The following is a 15,627-nucleotide window of genomic DNA, read 5'->3' as shown; positions in this document are numbered from 1 at the left end:
CTTCGGGCCGTCGCTGCGACGGATACGCCTCCTGCGGGGTGGCAACGCCAGGCTCAGCCTGACAAGTCGACGCGGTCAGGCAGTGCCTAGCCGGGGCTGCGCGCGCTCAGGGCATCCCACTGCCACGGCCCGCGCCCGCTCAGGCGCTGACGCAGCAGCTCCGCCAGCGCCTCCACCGCGGGCTGGGAGGCGGCAGCGATGGTGCGGGCGAAGTGCAGGCGCGCCACGCAGCGCCGCAGCGCAGGCAGGCCGTCGTTCTCATCCAGCGCGCGCATGGCGCCGGTCACCCGCTCGCGATCGAGCACCCCGATCGCCATGCCGGTCTCGATCGCCTTCTCCACCGCGTGAATGCTGGTGCTGGTGAAGATCGCCCGCCACGGCCGCTGCGCCGCATCGAGGGCATCGGCCGCCAGCTGGCGATAAGGGCACTCTGCCGGATGCACCGCCAGCGGCACGATCGCCTCCTGGTGCAGCGCGCCCTGGGCCGGCCCCGCCCAGACCGGCGTGGGGTGCCACAGAGTCTCGCCACCCTCCAGCCCGGCGGCGTGGTCGAGCACCACCGCCAGATCCAGACGCCGCGCCCGCAGCCCCCGTGCCAGCCGACCGCTGGTGTCGGTGGTGACATCGAGCAGGATGCCCGGGTGGCGTGCCATGAACTGCGGCAGGGTGTCGTCGAGCAGCTCGCGTGCATAGTCCTCGGGAATACCCAGGCGCACGCGCCCGCTCAGACGCTCGCGACTGAAGCGGCTGACCAGGGTGTCGTGTGCCCGCAGCAACGCCTGCGCCTCGCGCAGCAGCAGCTCGCCGCTGGCGGTCAGGGTCACGCCGCGCGGCCCACGCTCCAGCAGACGCACGTCGAGCTCAGTCTCCAGCCGCTTCATCTGCATGCTGATGGCACTCAATGTGCGATGGCGTACCTCGGCGGTGGCCGCCAGTGAGCCGCTCTGGGCGACCACCTGGAAGGTGCGCAACAGCTCCAGGTCGAGCGTCGATCCGACTTCAAACATATTGAACCCTTGTCGATTTTTATTCGATTCATTGAAGCCTGCATAGCGTCCAGACTCAAGCCGCATCGCCCCGGGACGAGAGGAGGAGTTGGCATGCGCACCGCGACGCTGAACGCAGCCCTGATGACCGGCTTCGTTCTCTGCTGGAGCTCAGGTTTCATTGGCAGCGAACTGGCCAGCCGCGCCCCTTTGAACGCGCTGGACCTGTTCGCCTGGCGCTTCGTCATCGCCGCCGCACTGGCCGCGCTGTGGTGGCGTCTTCTCGATCGGCGCCCGCTGGCGCTGTCAGCCTGGCTGCGCGAGATGGCGGTCGGTGCTCTCACCATGGGGGGCTATCTGCTGTGCGTGATGCTCGCCATCGGCGAGGGCGTCAGCGCCAGCGTCACTGCGCTGATCACCGCCCAGCAGCCGCTGCTGGCGGCGGCGATCGCCACGCTGTGGCTGCGCGAGCAGCTGCCGGCGGCGGCCTGGCTGGGCCTGGGTGTGGCCGGCAGCGGCGTGGTGCTGTGCGTCGCGGGGGACTGGCAGGGGTCAGGCAGCGCCGGTGGAGGGGCCTATGCCCTGCCGCTGCTGGCGGTGATCAGCGTGACCCTGGGCAGCGTACTCGCCGCCCGGCGCCCGTCGGGGCTGGGGCTGGCGGCCTCGCTGACCGCGCAACTGAGTGCGGCGGCGCTGATCTTCGGTGTGGCCGCGGCAAGCACGGGGGGCCTGGCGCTACCCGGCAGCGCGCTACTGACCTGGCAGACGCTGGGCTGGCTGGTGCTGCTGTCGAGCTTCGGCGGCTACGGTTTCTTCACCGTCTGCCTGCGGCGTCTCGGCGTCAATGCGGTCTCCAGCGCCATCTACCTGACGCCACCGGTGACCCTGGCATGGAGTGCGGGGATGTTCGGCGAGCGCGTGGCGCCACTCCAGCTGGGCGGCATGGCGCTGGCGCTGGCCGGGGTGGCACTGGCCCTGCTCGCCCAGCGCAGCGGCCGCCACACCCGCGGCGCGGCGCACTATCCGCGCCGCCCCGGAGGCGGCGAGTGCGCCTGAGCTAGGATTGGTAAGAAAAGTCAGCGAGCGAAGGCCAGACCGGGGCGCGTAGCCAAGGCAAACATCGGCGAAAACGGACCGGGCTGGCGCTCCAGCCGATTGTTAACGCCGTATTGCCGAGCGCAGGTAGTTTTCCTACAGAGCCTAGCGGCTCAGTCGCGGCGAAAGATCAGGTCCCAGACCCCATGTCCCAGACGCTCGCCGCGGCTCTCGAACTTAGTCAGCGGACGGAAGGCGGGTCGCGCCACGTATGGCGCACTCTCCGCGGGGGCGGTGTTGGTATAGCCCGGCGCCGTTGCCATCACCTCAGCCATGTGCTCGGCATAGGCTTCCCAGTCGGTGGCCATGTGCAGGGTGCCGCCAGGCTTGAGCCGGGTACGCACCAGCTCGACGAACGGCAGCTGCACGATCCGTCGCTTGTGGTGCTTCTTCTTCGGCCAGGGGTCGGGGAAGAACAGCTGCAGGGTATCGATGCTCTCCGCCGGCAGACATTGAGCCAGCACCGCCAGGGCGTCTTCGCGATAGACCCGCAGGTTGGTGAGCCCACGCTTGTCGGCTTCGTCGAGCAGCTTGCCGACGCCGGGGGCGTGCACTTCGATACCGATGAAATCGGTCTCCGGGTGAGTCTCGGCCTGCTCGACCAGCGACTGCCCCATCCCGAAGCCGATCTCGACCACCCGCGGCGCGTCGCGCCCGAACAGCACCACCGGGTCCTGCAGCCCGGCATCCAGGGTCAGCCCCCAGCGCGGCCAGACCTCCTTGAGGCCCCGCTCCTGGGCAGCGGTCATGCGCCCGGCGCGCAGCACATAGCTCTTGATGCCGCGCTGATGCGGGGTGTCGGTGGCGATGTCGGTGGGGTCCGTCGGCTTGTCGGTCATGCGGCGTGGCTATCGTCTTGGTCGGTGAAAGAGGCCCGCCGCGTGGGCGGCGGACATAAGCAGGTCAGGGGTTGATACGCCCGGCGAACGGCGACGAGGGGCTGGCGCTGTCGCGGCGCGGCATGCGCTCGGCGAGGAACGCCTCGCGCCCCGCTTCGATCGCCTTGCGCATGGCGCCGGCCATCATCACCGGCTGCCGGGCATGGGCAATGGCCGAGTTCATCAGCACCCCGGCGCAGCCCATCTCCATCGCCAGGGCGGCGTCAGAAGCGGTACCGATACCGGCATCCACCAGCACCGGCACCTCGGCCTGCTCGAGAATCAGCCGCAGCGTGGCCGGGTTGAGCAGGCCGTTGCCGGAGCCGATCAGCGAACCCAGGGGCATCACCGCACAGCAGCCGCGACGCTCGAGCTCCTTGGCCACGATCGGGTCGTCGCTGGTATAGACCATGACATCGAAGCCGTCGTTGACCAGCGTCTCGGCCGCGGCCAGGGTTTCGACCACGTTGGGGTAGAGGGTGTGCTCGTCGCCGAGCACCTCGAGCTTGACCAGGTTGTGGCCATCGAGCAGCTCCCGCGCCAGACGGCAGGTGCGCACCGCATCCTTGGCGGTGTAGCAGCCAGCGGTATTGGGCAGCAGGGTGTAGCGCTCGGGCGAGATCACGTCGAGCAGATTGGGCGCTGCCGCGTCCTGGCCCAGATTGGTGCGCCGCACGGCGAAGGTGACCACGTCGGCCCCGCTGGCCGCGACCGCGGCCGCGGTCTCGTCGAAATCGCGATACTTGCCCGTGCCCACCAGCAGGCGGGAGTGGAAGCGACGGCCGGCGACCGTCAGCGGGGTGTCCTCGATCAGCTGCGACATGCGTGACTCCTGATAGACGTGACGGCGCTCAGCCGCCACCGATGGCATGCACGATCTCCACGCGGTCGCCCTCGGCAAGCGCGGTCTGCGCATGCTGGCTGCGTGGCACGATCTCTTCGTTGAGCTCGATGGCGACACGGCGCCCGCCCAGGCCCAGCGCCTCGACCAGGCGCGCGAGCGTGGGGTCGTGATCGAGCTGGTGGGGTTCACCGTTGAGCTGGATCTGCATGACGACGCTCCAGAGGTCTCCAGTCGTGGGGGCGTATTGTAGCGTCTTGCGCCGGACACGGCACGCCCGCGCCACCGCTTCGTCAGCCCCGCCGCGGAGGCTACGCGCGCCAACAAAAAGCCGGCCCTGGGGCCGGCTGGCAAGCGTGCATGGCGCGTCTCAGTCGTCGCGGCGCGGCCAGACGTCGGCCTCGACCTGCTCCGGACGCTTGAGCACCCCCTTGGGATCGAAGGTCGGCTCGCGTACGCCCTGGCGCCGCTGGGTCTCGTAGTCACGCAGCACGCGCAGGGCGATGGGGCACAGCAGCAGGATGGCGATCAGGTTGGTGGTCGCCATCAGGCCCATGGCGAGATCGGCGAAGTCCCACACGAACTGCAGCTTGGCGATCGAGCCGATCATCACCATCGCCAGCACGGCGATACGCAGCACCGATACCGCGCTCTTGGCATGACGCTTGAACAGATACTCGATGTTGATCTGCGAGTAGGAGAAGTTGGCGATGATCGAGGTGAAGGCGAACAGCAGGATGGCGATGGCGATGAAGATCTCGCCGAAGCTGCCTAGGTGATCGACCATGGCGTCCTGGGTCAGTTGGATACCGACGATATCCTTGCCCGGCGAGGTGGTCATCAGCTGCTCGTAGACCCCGGAGAGCAGAATCACCACCGCGGTGCAGCTGCAGATCACCAGGGTATCGATGAACACCCCGAACGACTGCACCAGCCCCTGCGCCGCCGGGTGCTTGACGTCGGCCTGGGCGGCGGCGTTGGGCGCCGACCCCATGCCCGCCTCGTTGGAGAACAGGCCACGCTTGATACCGTTCTCCATCGCGATCTTGATGGTATAGCCCACGGCACCGCCCACCGCCGGACCATAGCCGAAGGCGCTCTTGACGATCAGCGCCAGCATCGCCGGCACTTCGGAGAGGTTGGAGAGCAGCACCCACAGCGCCACCAGGAAGTAGCCGATGGCCATGATCGGCACGATCTTCTCGGCGGTGCGCGCCACCGACTTGAGCCCGCCGTAGATGACCAGCGCGGTGAACGCCACCAGTACCAGGCCGGTGACCCAGTTGGGGATCGAGAACGCCTGCGCCATGCCCTGGGCGATGGTGTTGGACTGGGCGCCGTTGAACGCCAGGCCATAGGCGATGAGCAGGAAGATCGCGAACAGCACGCTCATCCAGCGCTGCCCCAGCGCCCGCTCGATATAGTAAGCCGGCCCACCGCGGTAGACGCCATCGGCATTGCGCTGCTTGTAGACCTGAGCCAGGGTCGACTCGATGAACGAGGTGGCGAAGCCCACCAAGGCGGTCATCCACATCCAGAAGATCGCGCCGGGGCCGCCGACCCACAGGGCGATCGCCACGCCGGCCAGGTTGCCGGTGCCGACCCTGGCGGCCAGCGAGGTGGCGAAGGCCTGAAAGCCGCTGACGCCGGAGCCGGAGCCGCGGCTGGTGAAAGTGACCTTGGCCATGTGCGCGAACAGGCGGAACTGCATGCCCCGGGTCAGCACGGTAAACAGGATGCCCGCCCCCAGCAGCAGGTAGAGCAGGATATAGGTCCAGACGAAATTGCTGATCGGATTCATGATCGCGTAAATCGCGTCACGGAGCGTGTCGATGAATTCCATTTCGGAGATCCTTGGTGGAAAGCGGTGACGCCGAGCCGTCCGAGACGGCTGCCGAAGCGGCTTTTTACGCGCTAGACTGACAAGCGTCAAATCGCGGCCCGCGCCGCGTGGCGGGCAGGGCCGCTCATCGAAGCCGCCTGCAACGCGCACGAACTCCGCAGAAAATCTCCCGCCCTGGCGTCGCAGGCATACGCCGCCAGCTGCCGGCACCTGGCCTGATACCTCGGGAGTGCCTTACAGCATAGTCAGCGCAAGGAAATCGCAACATGCCCCAAAAGTGTAGTTCCGGGCGCGGCGCCTGGGTCGGCGTGGCCATCAGTGGCCTGCTGGTGGTGGTCGCCGGCGCCTTCGGTGCCCACGCCCTGGCCGATCGCCTTTCACCACGCTATCTCGAGGTCTTCCATACCGCAGTGCGTTACCAGGCCTGGCACACCCTGGCGATCATGGCGCTGCTGGCGTGGCGCGCGCAGCGGCCGCTGCGCGGTCAGCTCGCAGCGGTCGTGCTGTGGTTCGCGGGGATGGTGCTGTTCAGCGGCTCGCTCTACCTGCTCACCCTGAGCGGGATCACCGCACTGGGCGTCGTCACCCCGTTCGGCGGACTCTTGCTGATGGCGGGCTGGGTGATGCTGGCGATCGCCGCCTGGCGCCAGCAGGCGCCGGCCTGAGACTCGGCCCGGGGCCGGGTCTCAGTCGTCGCGGTCGGGCAGCACATAGGTCGCGGTGACCAGCGCCACCGGGTCGTTGTCGCCGGTGGAGAAGAGCTGCACCTCCCCCACCGCCAGGCGGCGGCCCAGCTTGAGGATGCGCGCATTGGCGATCAGGTCGCGGTCGCCGCGGGCGCGGCGCAGGAAGTGGCAGTTGAGGCTGCTGGTCACGGCCATCGCCTCGGGGCCGATCTCGGCCAGGATCGCCACATAGAGGCAGACATCGGCCAGCCCCATCATCGACGGCCCCGATACGCTGGCGCCGGGACGCAGATGTTCGTCCTCGATCGCCAGGCTCATGGTGGCGCGCATATGGTCGACCGCTTCGATGGTCCCCTGGCGATGTGGAAAGACGTCGTCGAGGTAATCCTCGATCTCGGCGGCGGTCATCACGGTCATCGAACTCTCCCCCGGGCAGCGGTTCTCGGCACGCCGGACCTCATGCCCAGGCACAGGACGCTCGAGAACGTTGCGCCCAAGATAGCGCAAGCCGCGCACCAGGCACAGCCAGGCGCTCTGGCCTGTCCCTAGGGTTTGTACGAAAAGTCAGCGAGCGAAGGCAAGACAAGGCAAAAATCGGCGAAAACGCGGAGTTTACGGGGTGTAAATGAGCATTTTGAGCCGATTTTTAACGCCGTATTGCCGAGCGCAGGTAGTTTTCGTACAAAGCCTAAGATCATTCCGACGAACATCGCGAGCGTAGCGCCGCCCCACACTCGCCGCCGCGCACTCGCTGTCCCCAATAACACCGACGCCAGCGACCGGGGTCGCTGGCGTCGAGATCGGGCGGTTGCCGGCTTTACCTAGTGTTTCTTTCACACCGGTGGCTGGGATGGGCTGACTCGGTAGCAAGGCATTGCGAGGGCGCTGTGAACCCATCCCTGGGCGCTACCTTTGCCATCCCTGGCAAAGGACCCTCGCTTCGCCGTGCCCCCGACGCCCATACAGGCGTTTGGCAATGCGTTCTCAGCCCTTGGCCTTGTCCACCGCGCGCCAGTGATGCAGCAGCGGCTCGGTGTAGCCGGAGGGCTGCTCGCGCCCCTTGAAGATCAGCTCGGAGGCCGCCTGGAAGGCACTGGAGTCGGCCAGGTGCGAGGTCATCGGGGTGTAGTCCGGATCATGCGCGTTCTGCTCGTCGACCACCTTGGCCATGCGCTCCAGCGTCGCGCGCACCTGGGCCTCGTTGACGATGCCGTGGTGCAGCCAGTTGGCGATGTGCTGGCTGGAGATACGCAGGGTGGCGCGATCCTCCATCAGCCCCACGTCATGGATGTCCGGCACCTTGGAGCAGCCCACGCCATGCTCGACCCAGCGCACCACGTAGCCGAGGATGCCCTGGCAGTTGTTGTCGAGCTCCTGCTGGATCTCCTCGGCGCTCCAGGCCGCCTGGGGGTCCACCGGCACCGTCAGCAGATCGTCGAGCAGATCGCTCTCGCCCTGCTCCTCGAGCTCGCGCTGGATCGCGGCGACATCGATCTGGTGGTAGTGCAGCGCATGCAGCACCGCAGCGGTGGGCGACGGCACCCAGGCGGTATTGGCACCGGCCTTGGGGTGCCCGCTCTTCTGCTCCAGCATCGCCGCCATCAGGTCCGGCATCGCCCACATGCCCTTGCCGATCTGGGCACGTCCACGCAGGCCGCAGGCCAGCCCGATCTGCACGTTGCTGCGCTCGTAGGCGGCGATCCAGCGGCTGCCCTTCATGTCACCCTTGCGCAACATCGGCCCGGCGTTCATCGCCGTGTGCATCTCGTCGCCGGTGCGGTCGAGGAAGCCGGTATTGATGAAGGCGACCCGCTCGCGGGCGGCGTCGATACACGCCTTGAGGTTGACCGAGGTGCGCCGCTCCTCGTCCATGATGCCCATCTTGAGGGTGTGCTCGGCCAGCCCGAGCAGCGTTTCGACGCGGGCGAACAGCTCGTCGGCGAAGGCGACCTCCTGGGGGCCGTGCATCTTCGGCTTGACGATATAGACCGAGCCGGTGCGCGAGTTGCCGCCGTCGCGCGCCAGATCGTGCATGGCGACCAGCGCAGTGACCACCGCATCGAGCATGCCTTCAGGAATCTCGTTGCCGTCGCCGTCGAGGATCGCCGGCGTGGTCATCAGGTGGCCGACGTTACGCACGAACATCAGTGAACGCCCCGGCAGGGTCAGGCTGCCGCCGTCGGGCTGGGTATACTCGCGGTCGGCGGCGAGCTGGCGGGTGACCGTCTTGCCGCCCTTGTCGAAGCGCTCTTCGAGATCGCCCTTCATCAGCCCCAGCCAGTTGCGGTAGACCAGGGTCTTGTCCTCGGCGTCGACCGCAGCGACCGAGTCCTCGCAATCCATGATCGTGGTCACCGCAGCCTCGACCAGCAGATCCTTGACCCCGGCCGGATCGGTCTTGCCGATGGCGTGGCTCGCATCGATCTGGATCTCCAGGTGCAGGCCGTGATTCGAGAGCAGCACCGCCTCGGGCGCGGCGGCGTCGCCGCGATAGCCGACGAACTGGCTGGGGTGCTGGAGCCCGGTCTCGCGCCCGCCCTCCAGCGCCACCGTCAGCCGGCCGTCGCGGATCAGGTAGCGCGTGGCATCGCGGTGCGAGCCGGTGGCCAACGGTGCCGCCATGTCGAGCACGTTACGTGCATAGGCGATCACCTTCTCGCCGCGCTTGGGGTTGTAGCCGCTGCCCTTCTCGGCGCCGTCGCTCTCGGCGATGACGTCGGTGCCATAGAGCGCGTCATACAGGCTGCCCCAGCGCGCATTGGCGGCGTTGAGCGCATAGCGCGCGTTGCTCACCGGCACCACCAGCTGCGGGCCGGCCTGGCGCGCGATCTCGGCATCGACGTTGGCGGTGCTCGCCGTCACGCTGGCCGGCGCCTTGACCAGGTAGCCGATATCGGAGAGAAACTGGCGGTAGGCGGCCATGTCGCGAATCTCGCCCGGGTGCTCGGCATGCCAGCGGTCGAGCTCCGCCTGCAGCCGGTCGCGCTCGGCGAGCAACTCGCGGTTGCGCGGCGCCAGTTCGTGGATCAGCGCATCGAAGCCGCGCCAGAAGGTGTCGGGATCGACCCCGGTACCGGGCAGCGCTTCCTGGTTGAGAAAGCGTTCGAGCTCGGTCGCCACCTGCAGACGGTGGTGGGAAACACGCTGCGTCATACTAGCCTCCAGTGCGGGCCGCGGCCCGGCGTCAGAAGAGACGGGCGCCGCGCGGGCGGCGCCCCGGAAATCAGTTTATGGAAATCATTTCCACATAAATCATTCCCACATGATAGAGCGCACTGCCGACGATGTCTCGTTCGACCTTGGTCCATCTCATCGAGACCGGCGCGACAACGCCGGTGCGCGGTAACCTCTGTCATGGTTTCGCAGGCCACTGGCGGTTAGCATGAGAGGCCTCAGGAGACTCGCGCATGCTCGACTTTTCGCCATTGAAGGCCCTCGGTCCTATCCACCGTATCGCGTCGCCCGGCACCTCGCCACTCGCCGCCTACCTGGACCACTATCATCTGACGCCGCTGCTCGACGTCCATCCCGGCACCCAGCTCCACGCCGGCTTTCTGAGCGCCTCGGGTGACGCGGGCAAGACCTACGAGCTGTGGTGCCAGGTATGGGCCCCCCCGGCGCCGCGCGGCACCCTGTTCGTGGTCCACGGCTACTTCGACCATCTGGGGCTCTACGGCCATCTGCTCGCACGCCTGCTGGCCCAGCAGTGGCAGGTGGTGCTGTGGGACCTGCCCGGCCACGGTCTCTCCAGCGGCGCGCGCTCGACCATCGACGACTTCACCGACTACGTGCTCTGTTTCAACGCCGTCGAAGCCGCCATACAGGCGCGCGAACTGGCGCCGGGGCCGTGGCTGGCGATCGGCCAGAGCACCGGCGCCTCGATCGTCGCCACCGACACCCTGGCCCGCGGTAGCGAGGCGCCGTGGCAGTCGCTGGTGCTGCTGGCACCGCTGGTGCGACCCTGGGGCTGGAATCAGTCGCGCTGGCTGCACAGCCTGGCCAGCCCGTTCGTCGATACCATCCCGCGCAAGTACCGCCCCAATACCAACAATATCGCCTTCGCCGACTTTCTGCGCCTGCACGATCCGCTGCAGGACGACCGCCTGGCCTTGACCTGGGTCAGTGCCATGCGCCGCTGGATGCCGACCCTGCTCAAGCGCCCGCCGGCCGAGCTGCCGGTGCTGATCCTGCAGGGCGAGCAGGACATGACAGTCGACTGGCGCTGGAATCTCAAGGCGCTCAAGCGCAAGTTTCCCCGCGCCGAGATCATCCGCCACCCCGAAGCGCGCCACCACCTGGTCAACGAATCCGCCGCCATCCGCGACACCCTGTTCGGCCAGCTCGACCGCTTTCTCGCCGATCCCGGCACGCCAGACGCGGCGCAGGCATCACCGCCGGGACAGCCCCCGGAAGCGACACCGTGAGCCGCTGGGCGCCCAGAGCCCTCGTCGGGCTTGGCCTGATGACACTGCTGAGCGCCTGCAGCGGCCTCTCGAGCGCCCCCGAGACGCCGCGCCAGGCACTGCGCGGCCTGGCGGCGAGCGCCGCCACGGGGCTGCTGGAGAAACCGCCCTGGCCCGCCGCGCGTACGCCGACGATCACCGTGCTGCTGGGTCCGGCGGAGGTCGCCGCGCGCCTGCCGATCTCGGCCGCGGCACTCAACGAGGCCCTCGGGCGCGCCCTGCTGAGCCAGCAGGACTCCCCCCACGTGCTCGACTGGGTGCCGGCACAGCTCGACGGCGCCACCCCGGACCAGTGGCTGCTGCAGGCCAGCTTGAGCGCCGACTCACCGCCGCTGGCCCTGAGCGACCGCACCCTGCAACCCTACCGGCTACGCTTCGACCTGACGCATGTCGCCACGCCGTCCGAGCACTGGCAGTGGCAGGCCAGCGGCGCGCTCGATCTCGACGCCCTGCCCGGCTCCCGCGGCGCGCCCTGAACCATCTCCAATTTCATTTCCAGCCAGACCGAGAGCCCATGTCACGCTTTGCCCGCCACCTCGACACCCAGGATGGACCGCACAACCCCTTCCCCGGGCTACCCGCGCTGGAGCGCAGGCTCGGCCATGCGCTGCCGCACCGGATCGGCTCCAATGAAGGGCTCGACATGCCGCACCAGGCGCTCAACGCCCGCTTCGGCCCCGAGCTCGCAGCCCTGGCGCGCACCTACGGCGACGCCGAGGCGTGGTCACTGCGCACCTGCCTGGGCCAGGCCCTCGACCTGCCCCGCGACGCCCTGCTGGTGGACGCCGGTGCCGACAGCCTGATGGCGCTGACGCTGCGCGCACTATGTGACTCTGGACCCTGTGACTCTGGCCCCTGTGACTCTGGACCCTGTGATTCCGGACCATGCGACACCGGCAGCCCGGTGATCACCAGCGCCGGCACCTATCCCACCTGGAGCTACTTCGTGCGCGGCCACGGCTGCCGCGAGATCGAGGTCGACTACGCCAGCGCCACCGGTCGCCTGGCGCCGGATCTCGACGCCCTGGCCGCAGCGGCGGTGCGCGAAGGCGCGCGGGTGGTCTATCTGGCCAACCCTGACAATCCCAGCGGCCATCTCCACCAAGACGCCGACATCCTGGCCCTGCGTGACGCCCTGCCCGACGACTGCACCCTGGTGCTCGACGAGGCCTATCACGACTTCCGCGACGACGCCTGGGCACCGGCGGCGAGTGCGGTGTGGCCGGGGGTGATACGCCTGCGCACCTTCTCCAAGGCCCATGGGCTGGCCGGGCTGCGCGTCGGCTACGCCATCGCCCCGCCGGAGATCCTGGCCGTCTTGATGAAAGTGAGGATTCACTACGCGGTTTCGTCGCTGGCGCTGGCGGCGGCCGAGACCCTGCTGGCAAACCCGCAGGAGACCCGCGCCCATGTCGCCGCGGTCATCCAGCGGCGCGAGGCCCTTGCCGGCTGGCTCGCAGCGCAGGGCGCCGAGGTGCTGCCCAGCGCCACCAACTTCGTGGCCGTGCGACTCGACAGCGCCGAGCGCGCCGCGGCCGTGCACCGCCGTCTGCTCGACGAGGGCACCCTGATCCATCGCCCGGCGCATCCGGCCCTGGGTCATCTGCTGCGGATCAGCGCGCTGGAAGACGCCCTGGTGCCGGGGCGGCTCGATGGCATCGCCGAGGCACTGCGCTGAACCTCTCGATTCCGGCTCAGGTACGACGATAGAGTGCCAGCACCCCAGCCGCCAGGATGAAGAACGAACCAAAGACACGGTTGATGAGGCGCATGCGTGCGGCCGAGGTGATGAAGGCCTTGAACTGGCTGGCCAGCGCCGCATAGCCGCCCATGACAAGGATATCGACCCCCAGCAGCGTGGCACCCATCACCAGTAGCTGGGTGGCGTGGGATCCTGGCTCGCCCGCGCTGAGAAACTGCGGGAACAGCGCGACCAGAAACACCGTCGCCTTGGGGTTGGTCAGATTGACCAGCGCGGACTGCCAGAACTGCCGGTGCGGGGTTCGGTGCGCGCCGCGCTGGGTCAAGATCGCGCCGCTCGTGCGCCACTTCTGGATACCCAGCCACACCAGGTAGGCGACCCCGATCCACTTGATCACCAGGAAAGCGGTGGTCGAAGAGGCCAACACCGCTCCGAGACCGACCGCCACCACCAGGATCTGGATCGCATAACCCAGCTGCAGCCCCAGAATGGTGGGCAGGGTGGCGCGAATACCTCGGGTCATGCCGCTGTTCATGGTGTTGATGGCACCGGCGCCGGGAGACAGGCTCACCAGACAAGCCGCCAGCAGAAAGGTCAGCCAGACGCCAAAGGTCATCGTCTTACTCTCTCCATCGTAGGGGGGATTTAGTCTACCGGTGGGCAATGACCGCTTGGGACACCCAAGGCACGTATGTGCTCGCCACAGGCGCCAGACAAGACAGCTCAGGATGGGTGCACAACCCGACGCTGCGCCGCGAACGATGGCGTCCAGATGCGCACCGACCGGCGGCCCCGATCGGCAACGCAGGTCAGGCCCTGATCCCGTAGCCGGCGAGGTCGCGCTTCAGCGTCTCTGCGCCGGTGAAATGGACGGCATGCCAGCCGGCGGCGCGCGCGCCCTCGACGTTCACCAGCGCATCGTCGATGAAAAGGCTCTTTTGCGGATCGAGGCCGAACGATGTCGCGTGGGTTTCGTAGATAGCGATATCGGGTTTGATCAGGCCGACTTCGCCGGACACGGTGACGCCGCGGGGCCGATCGAGGAACGGAAACCGGCCGCGCGCCTCGACGAAGGTGTCTGCGGCGAAATTGGTCAGCAGCGTCACATCGTGGCCCGCCTCGATGAGCCCCAGCATCAGCGCGACGCTGTCGTCATAGGCATGGGGCACCATCTCGTGCCAATGGCGACGGAAATGGCGAATCTCCTCGGCCCGGTCGGGATGCTCGGCAATCAGCAAGGCTTCGGCATCCTCCCAACGGCGGCCGCGGTCCTGCTCTATGTTCCAGGCGTGGGTGCAGACATGGTCGAAGAACCACTGCCGTTCGGCCTCGTCCGGAATGAGCCGGGCATAGGGCAGGTGCGGATCGTAATGGATCAACACCTTGCCGATGTCGAAGACGATGTGCTGGATCTCTGCTGCCATGGATGATCGGTTCCTGGTTGAGAAGGTATCGGGCATCGCCTGAGTCAGCCTTGAGCCATGAAAACTGATAGCAAGCCGATGCTGGACGGAAACTTACCCCCGGCTCATGACAACGCATAGACCAGAGCATGACGCCTCATTCCTGATGAGACCCACCTATCCCCCCCGCAGCGGATCGCCAGCGTTGAGCAGCCGGTCCAACTGACGGTAGCCGATCGCTTCCATCAGTTGGGGTCGCCCGACCCGCGACTCTTCGCCCAGATCGGTCAGGGTCAGGGCGACGCGCAGCACCCGGTGGTAGGCGCGGGCCGAGAGCTTGAGCCGGTCCAGCACGCCGGCGAACCACTCGCGCTCGGCCACGCTGAGGGCACAGGCAGCTTCCAGCTCGGGCCCGGGCAGCTGGGCGTTGAGCCAGCCCCGGGCGCGTTGACGCTCGCGCGCCGCCAGCACCCGCTGACGCACGCTGGCCGAGGACTCGCCCGGCGTCTGGTCGGTCAACTGGGTAGCCGGTAGCGCCGGCACCTCCACCTGCAGATCGATACGGTCGAGCAGCGGCCCGGAGAGCCGCGACTGATAGCGCTGGATCTGCGCCGGGCTGCAGTGGCAGCGCTGGCGCGGATCGCCAAGGTGGCCACAGGGGCACGGGTTCATCGCCGCCACCAGTTGGAATCGGGCCGGAAAACGGCGCTGGTGATTGGCCCGCGAGATCAGGATCTGGGCCGACTCCAGCGGTTCGCGCAGCACCTCCAGCACGTGGCGGTCGAACTCGGGCAGCTCATCCAGAAACAGCACGCCGTGATGCGCCAGCGAGATCTCGCCGGGGCGCGGCTTGGAGCCGCCACCCACCAGCGCCACGCTGCTCGAGGTGTGGTGCGGGTTACGAAACGGGCGCTGGCCCCAGCGATCCATGATCGAGAGCCCGCACACCGAGCGCACCGCCGCCACCTCCAGCGCCTCGTCACCGCTCAGCGGCGGCAGGATGCCGGCCAGCCGGCTCGCCAGCATGGTCTTGCCGGTGCCCGGCGGACCCGCCAGCAGCAGGTTGTGACCACCGGCCGCAGCCACTTCCAGCGCCCGGCGCGCCTGGTGCTGGCCTTTGACGTCGGCCATGTCAGGCTGAACCATCTCGGCGCGCGGCGGTGTCCCAAGTTGGTGCGCCGCGAGCCGCTCGCGACCCAGCAGATGCCCCACCACCGCCAGCAGATGCGCCGCCGCGAACACCTGGCACCCCTCGGCCAACGCCGCCTCGTCGGCATTGGCCGAGGGCACGATCAAACCCCGACCAGCGGCCCGCGCAGCCAGCGCTGTCGGCAGTACACCGGTGACCGGGCGCAGCGTGCCATCCAGCGCCAGCTCGCCGATCACCTCCAGCTGCTGCGCCGCTTCTACCGGTATCTGGCCAGAGGCCATCAAGATACCCAGCGCGATCGGCAGGTCGAAGCGGCCGCCATCCTTGGGCAGGTCGGCGGGCGCCAGATTGAGGGTGATACGACGGGTGGGGAACTCGAAGCCGGCGGTGAGCAGTGCGCTGCGCACCCGCTCGCGGCTCTCGCGCACGGCGGTCTCCGGCAGCCCCACCAGGGTCACCCCCGGCAGGCCGTTGCTGAGGTGCACTTCGATCAGCACTTGCGGCGCCTCCAGCCCGAGGCTGGCGCGCGTGCGCACGATGGCTAGGCTCATGTCGCCTCCGTGACGGCGCGTCCCGGCGG

General features: G+C 68.1%; 15 protein-coding genes. 5 read left to right on the top strand and 10 right to left on the bottom strand.

Translation table 11 applies throughout. The features are described from left to right. Positions 1 to 86 precede the first annotated feature (86 nt). The gene (locus DOM66_RS08940) at positions 87 to 1,007 is read right to left on the bottom strand and encodes a LysR family transcriptional regulator (RefSeq protein ID WP_110689911.1); all 921 of its coding nucleotides are present in this window, start codon (positions 1,005 to 1,007) and stop codon (positions 87 to 89) included. Between the two features lie 93 nt (positions 1,008 to 1,100). Between DOM66_RS08940 and DOM66_RS08935 the strand changes: the two genes are divergently transcribed. Then, positions 1,101 to 2,042: a DMT family transporter gene (locus DOM66_RS08935; protein WP_110689910.1), complete on the top strand. Its 942-nt coding sequence runs from the start codon at positions 1,101 to 1,103 to the stop codon at positions 2,040 to 2,042. A 152-nt stretch (positions 2,043 to 2,194) separates the two neighbouring features. Here DOM66_RS08935 and trmB read toward each other — a convergent pair whose 3' ends face one another. The 4 genes from trmB to DOM66_RS08915 form a co-directional block, all read right to left on the bottom strand. Next, a complete protein-coding gene (gene trmB, locus DOM66_RS08930) occupies positions 2,195 to 2,920 on the bottom strand; it encodes a tRNA (guanosine(46)-N7)-methyltransferase TrmB (protein WP_110689909.1) in 726 nt (241 codons plus the stop codon). A 64-nt stretch (positions 2,921 to 2,984) separates the two neighbouring features. Continuing rightward, entirely contained in the window at positions 2,985 to 3,782 is a 798-nt protein-coding gene (locus tag DOM66_RS08925; RefSeq protein ID WP_110674066.1) for a thiazole synthase, read from the bottom strand. 28 nt (positions 3,783 to 3,810) lie between these two features. Beyond that, positions 3,811 to 4,011, bottom strand: coding sequence for a sulfur carrier protein ThiS (thiS, locus tag DOM66_RS08920; RefSeq protein WP_035476393.1), 201 nt, complete (start codon positions 4,009 to 4,011; stop codon positions 3,811 to 3,813). Positions 4,012 to 4,170: 159 nt separating this feature from the next. Then, entirely contained in the window at positions 4,171 to 5,643 is a 1,473-nt protein-coding gene (locus DOM66_RS08915) for an alanine/glycine:cation symporter family protein (RefSeq protein ID WP_110689908.1), read from the bottom strand. Between the two features lie 266 nt (positions 5,644 to 5,909). Here DOM66_RS08915 and DOM66_RS08910 point away from each other — a divergent pair, with 266 nt between their 5' ends. Beyond that, positions 5,910 to 6,308, top strand: a complete 399-nt coding sequence (locus DOM66_RS08910; protein ID WP_110689907.1) for a DUF423 domain-containing protein — start codon at positions 5,910 to 5,912, stop codon at positions 6,306 to 6,308. Positions 6,309 to 6,329: 21 nt separating this feature from the next. On the opposite strand, the gene DOM66_RS08905 is transcribed toward DOM66_RS08910, so the two are convergent. Together DOM66_RS08905 and DOM66_RS08895 are read right to left on the bottom strand one after the other, a co-directional pair. Then, positions 6,330 to 6,746, bottom strand: coding sequence for a PaaI family thioesterase (locus DOM66_RS08905; protein WP_035476385.1), 417 nt, complete (start codon positions 6,744 to 6,746; stop codon positions 6,330 to 6,332). A gap of 567 nt (positions 6,747 to 7,313) precedes the next feature. After that, positions 7,314 to 9,482 carry a malate synthase G gene (locus tag DOM66_RS08895; protein WP_110689905.1) on the bottom strand — a complete coding sequence of 723 codons (2,169 nt, stop codon included), beginning with the start codon at positions 9,480 to 9,482 and terminating at the stop codon, positions 7,314 to 7,316. Between the two features lie 254 nt (positions 9,483 to 9,736). Between DOM66_RS08895 and DOM66_RS08890 the strand changes: the two genes are divergently transcribed. The 3 genes from DOM66_RS08890 to DOM66_RS08880 are packed head-to-tail and all read left to right on the top strand — an operon-like array spanning position 9,737 to position 12,470. Continuing rightward, on the top strand, positions 9,737 to 10,753 hold the full coding sequence (locus tag DOM66_RS08890) for an alpha/beta hydrolase (RefSeq protein ID WP_110689904.1): 1,017 nt from the start codon (positions 9,737 to 9,739) through the stop codon (positions 10,751 to 10,753). 38 nt (positions 10,754 to 10,791) lie between these two features. After that, entirely contained in the window at positions 10,792 to 11,268 is a 477-nt protein-coding gene (locus DOM66_RS19550) for a hypothetical protein (protein ID WP_157958771.1), read from the top strand. 38 nt (positions 11,269 to 11,306) lie between these two features. Beyond that, complete coding sequence (locus DOM66_RS08880) at positions 11,307 to 12,470, top strand: aminotransferase class I/II-fold pyridoxal phosphate-dependent enzyme (protein ID WP_110689972.1); 1,164 nt, start codon at positions 11,307 to 11,309, stop codon at positions 12,468 to 12,470. Between the two features lie 16 nt (positions 12,471 to 12,486). Here the strand turns inward: DOM66_RS08880 and rhtB are convergent, their stop codons facing one another. The 3 genes from rhtB to DOM66_RS08865 form a co-directional block, all read right to left on the bottom strand. After that, a complete protein-coding gene (gene rhtB / locus DOM66_RS08875) occupies positions 12,487 to 13,110 on the bottom strand; it encodes a homoserine/homoserine lactone efflux protein (protein WP_110689903.1) in 624 nt (207 codons plus the stop codon). A 193-nt stretch (positions 13,111 to 13,303) separates the two neighbouring features. Beyond that, a complete protein-coding gene (locus DOM66_RS08870; protein WP_110689902.1) occupies positions 13,304 to 13,918 on the bottom strand; it encodes an HAD family hydrolase in 615 nt (204 codons plus the stop codon). A gap of 156 nt (positions 13,919 to 14,074) precedes the next feature. Beyond that, on the bottom strand, positions 14,075 to 15,598 hold the full coding sequence (locus tag DOM66_RS08865) for a YifB family Mg chelatase-like AAA ATPase (RefSeq protein WP_110674059.1): 1,524 nt from the start codon (positions 15,596 to 15,598) through the stop codon (positions 14,075 to 14,077). Positions 15,599 to 15,627: the final 29 nt, after the last annotated feature.

It is taken from the genome of Salinicola endophyticus (assembly GCF_003206575.1).
Lineage (GTDB): Bacteria > Pseudomonadota > Gammaproteobacteria > Pseudomonadales > Halomonadaceae > Salinicola > Salinicola endophyticus.
Note: the sequence above shows the minus strand (reverse complement) of the source record. Positions and strands in the feature narration are given on the sequence as shown.

Excerpts from the sequence above, each read along its gene's own strand:
- DOM66_RS08940 (WP_110689911.1), bottom strand. The coding sequence starts at position 1,007 with ATGTTTGAAGTCGGATCGACGCTCGACCTGGAGCTGTTGCGCACCTTC.
- DOM66_RS08935 (WP_110689910.1), top strand. The coding sequence starts at position 1,101 with ATGCGCACCGCGACGCTGAACGCAGCCCTGATGACCGGCTTCGTTCTC.
- trmB (WP_110689909.1), bottom strand. The coding sequence starts at position 2,920 with ATGACCGACAAGCCGACGGACCCCACCGACATCGCCACCGACACCCCG.
- DOM66_RS08925 (WP_110674066.1), bottom strand. The coding sequence starts at position 3,782 with ATGTCGCAGCTGATCGAGGACACCCCGCTGACGGTCGCCGGCCGTCGC.
- thiS (WP_035476393.1), bottom strand. The coding sequence starts at position 4,011 with ATGCAGATCCAGCTCAACGGTGAACCCCACCAGCTCGATCACGACCCC.
- DOM66_RS08915 (WP_110689908.1), bottom strand. The coding sequence starts at position 5,643 with ATGGAATTCATCGACACGCTCCGTGACGCGATTTACGCGATCATGAAT.
- DOM66_RS08910 (WP_110689907.1), top strand. The coding sequence starts at position 5,910 with ATGCCCCAAAAGTGTAGTTCCGGGCGCGGCGCCTGGGTCGGCGTGGCC.
- DOM66_RS08905 (WP_035476385.1), bottom strand. The coding sequence starts at position 6,746 with ATGACCGTGATGACCGCCGCCGAGATCGAGGATTACCTCGACGACGTC.
- DOM66_RS08895 (WP_110689905.1), bottom strand. The coding sequence starts at position 9,482 with ATGACGCAGCGTGTTTCCCACCACCGTCTGCAGGTGGCGACCGAGCTC.
- DOM66_RS08890 (WP_110689904.1), top strand. The coding sequence starts at position 9,737 with ATGCTCGACTTTTCGCCATTGAAGGCCCTCGGTCCTATCCACCGTATC.
- DOM66_RS19550 (WP_157958771.1), top strand. The coding sequence starts at position 10,792 with ATGACACTGCTGAGCGCCTGCAGCGGCCTCTCGAGCGCCCCCGAGACG.
- DOM66_RS08880 (WP_110689972.1), top strand. The coding sequence starts at position 11,307 with ATGTCACGCTTTGCCCGCCACCTCGACACCCAGGATGGACCGCACAAC.
- rhtB (WP_110689903.1), bottom strand. The coding sequence starts at position 13,110 with ATGACCTTTGGCGTCTGGCTGACCTTTCTGCTGGCGGCTTGTCTGGTG.
- DOM66_RS08870 (WP_110689902.1), bottom strand. The coding sequence starts at position 13,918 with ATGGCAGCAGAGATCCAGCACATCGTCTTCGACATCGGCAAGGTGTTG.
- DOM66_RS08865 (WP_110674059.1), bottom strand. The coding sequence starts at position 15,598 with ATGAGCCTAGCCATCGTGCGCACGCGCGCCAGCCTCGGGCTGGAGGCG.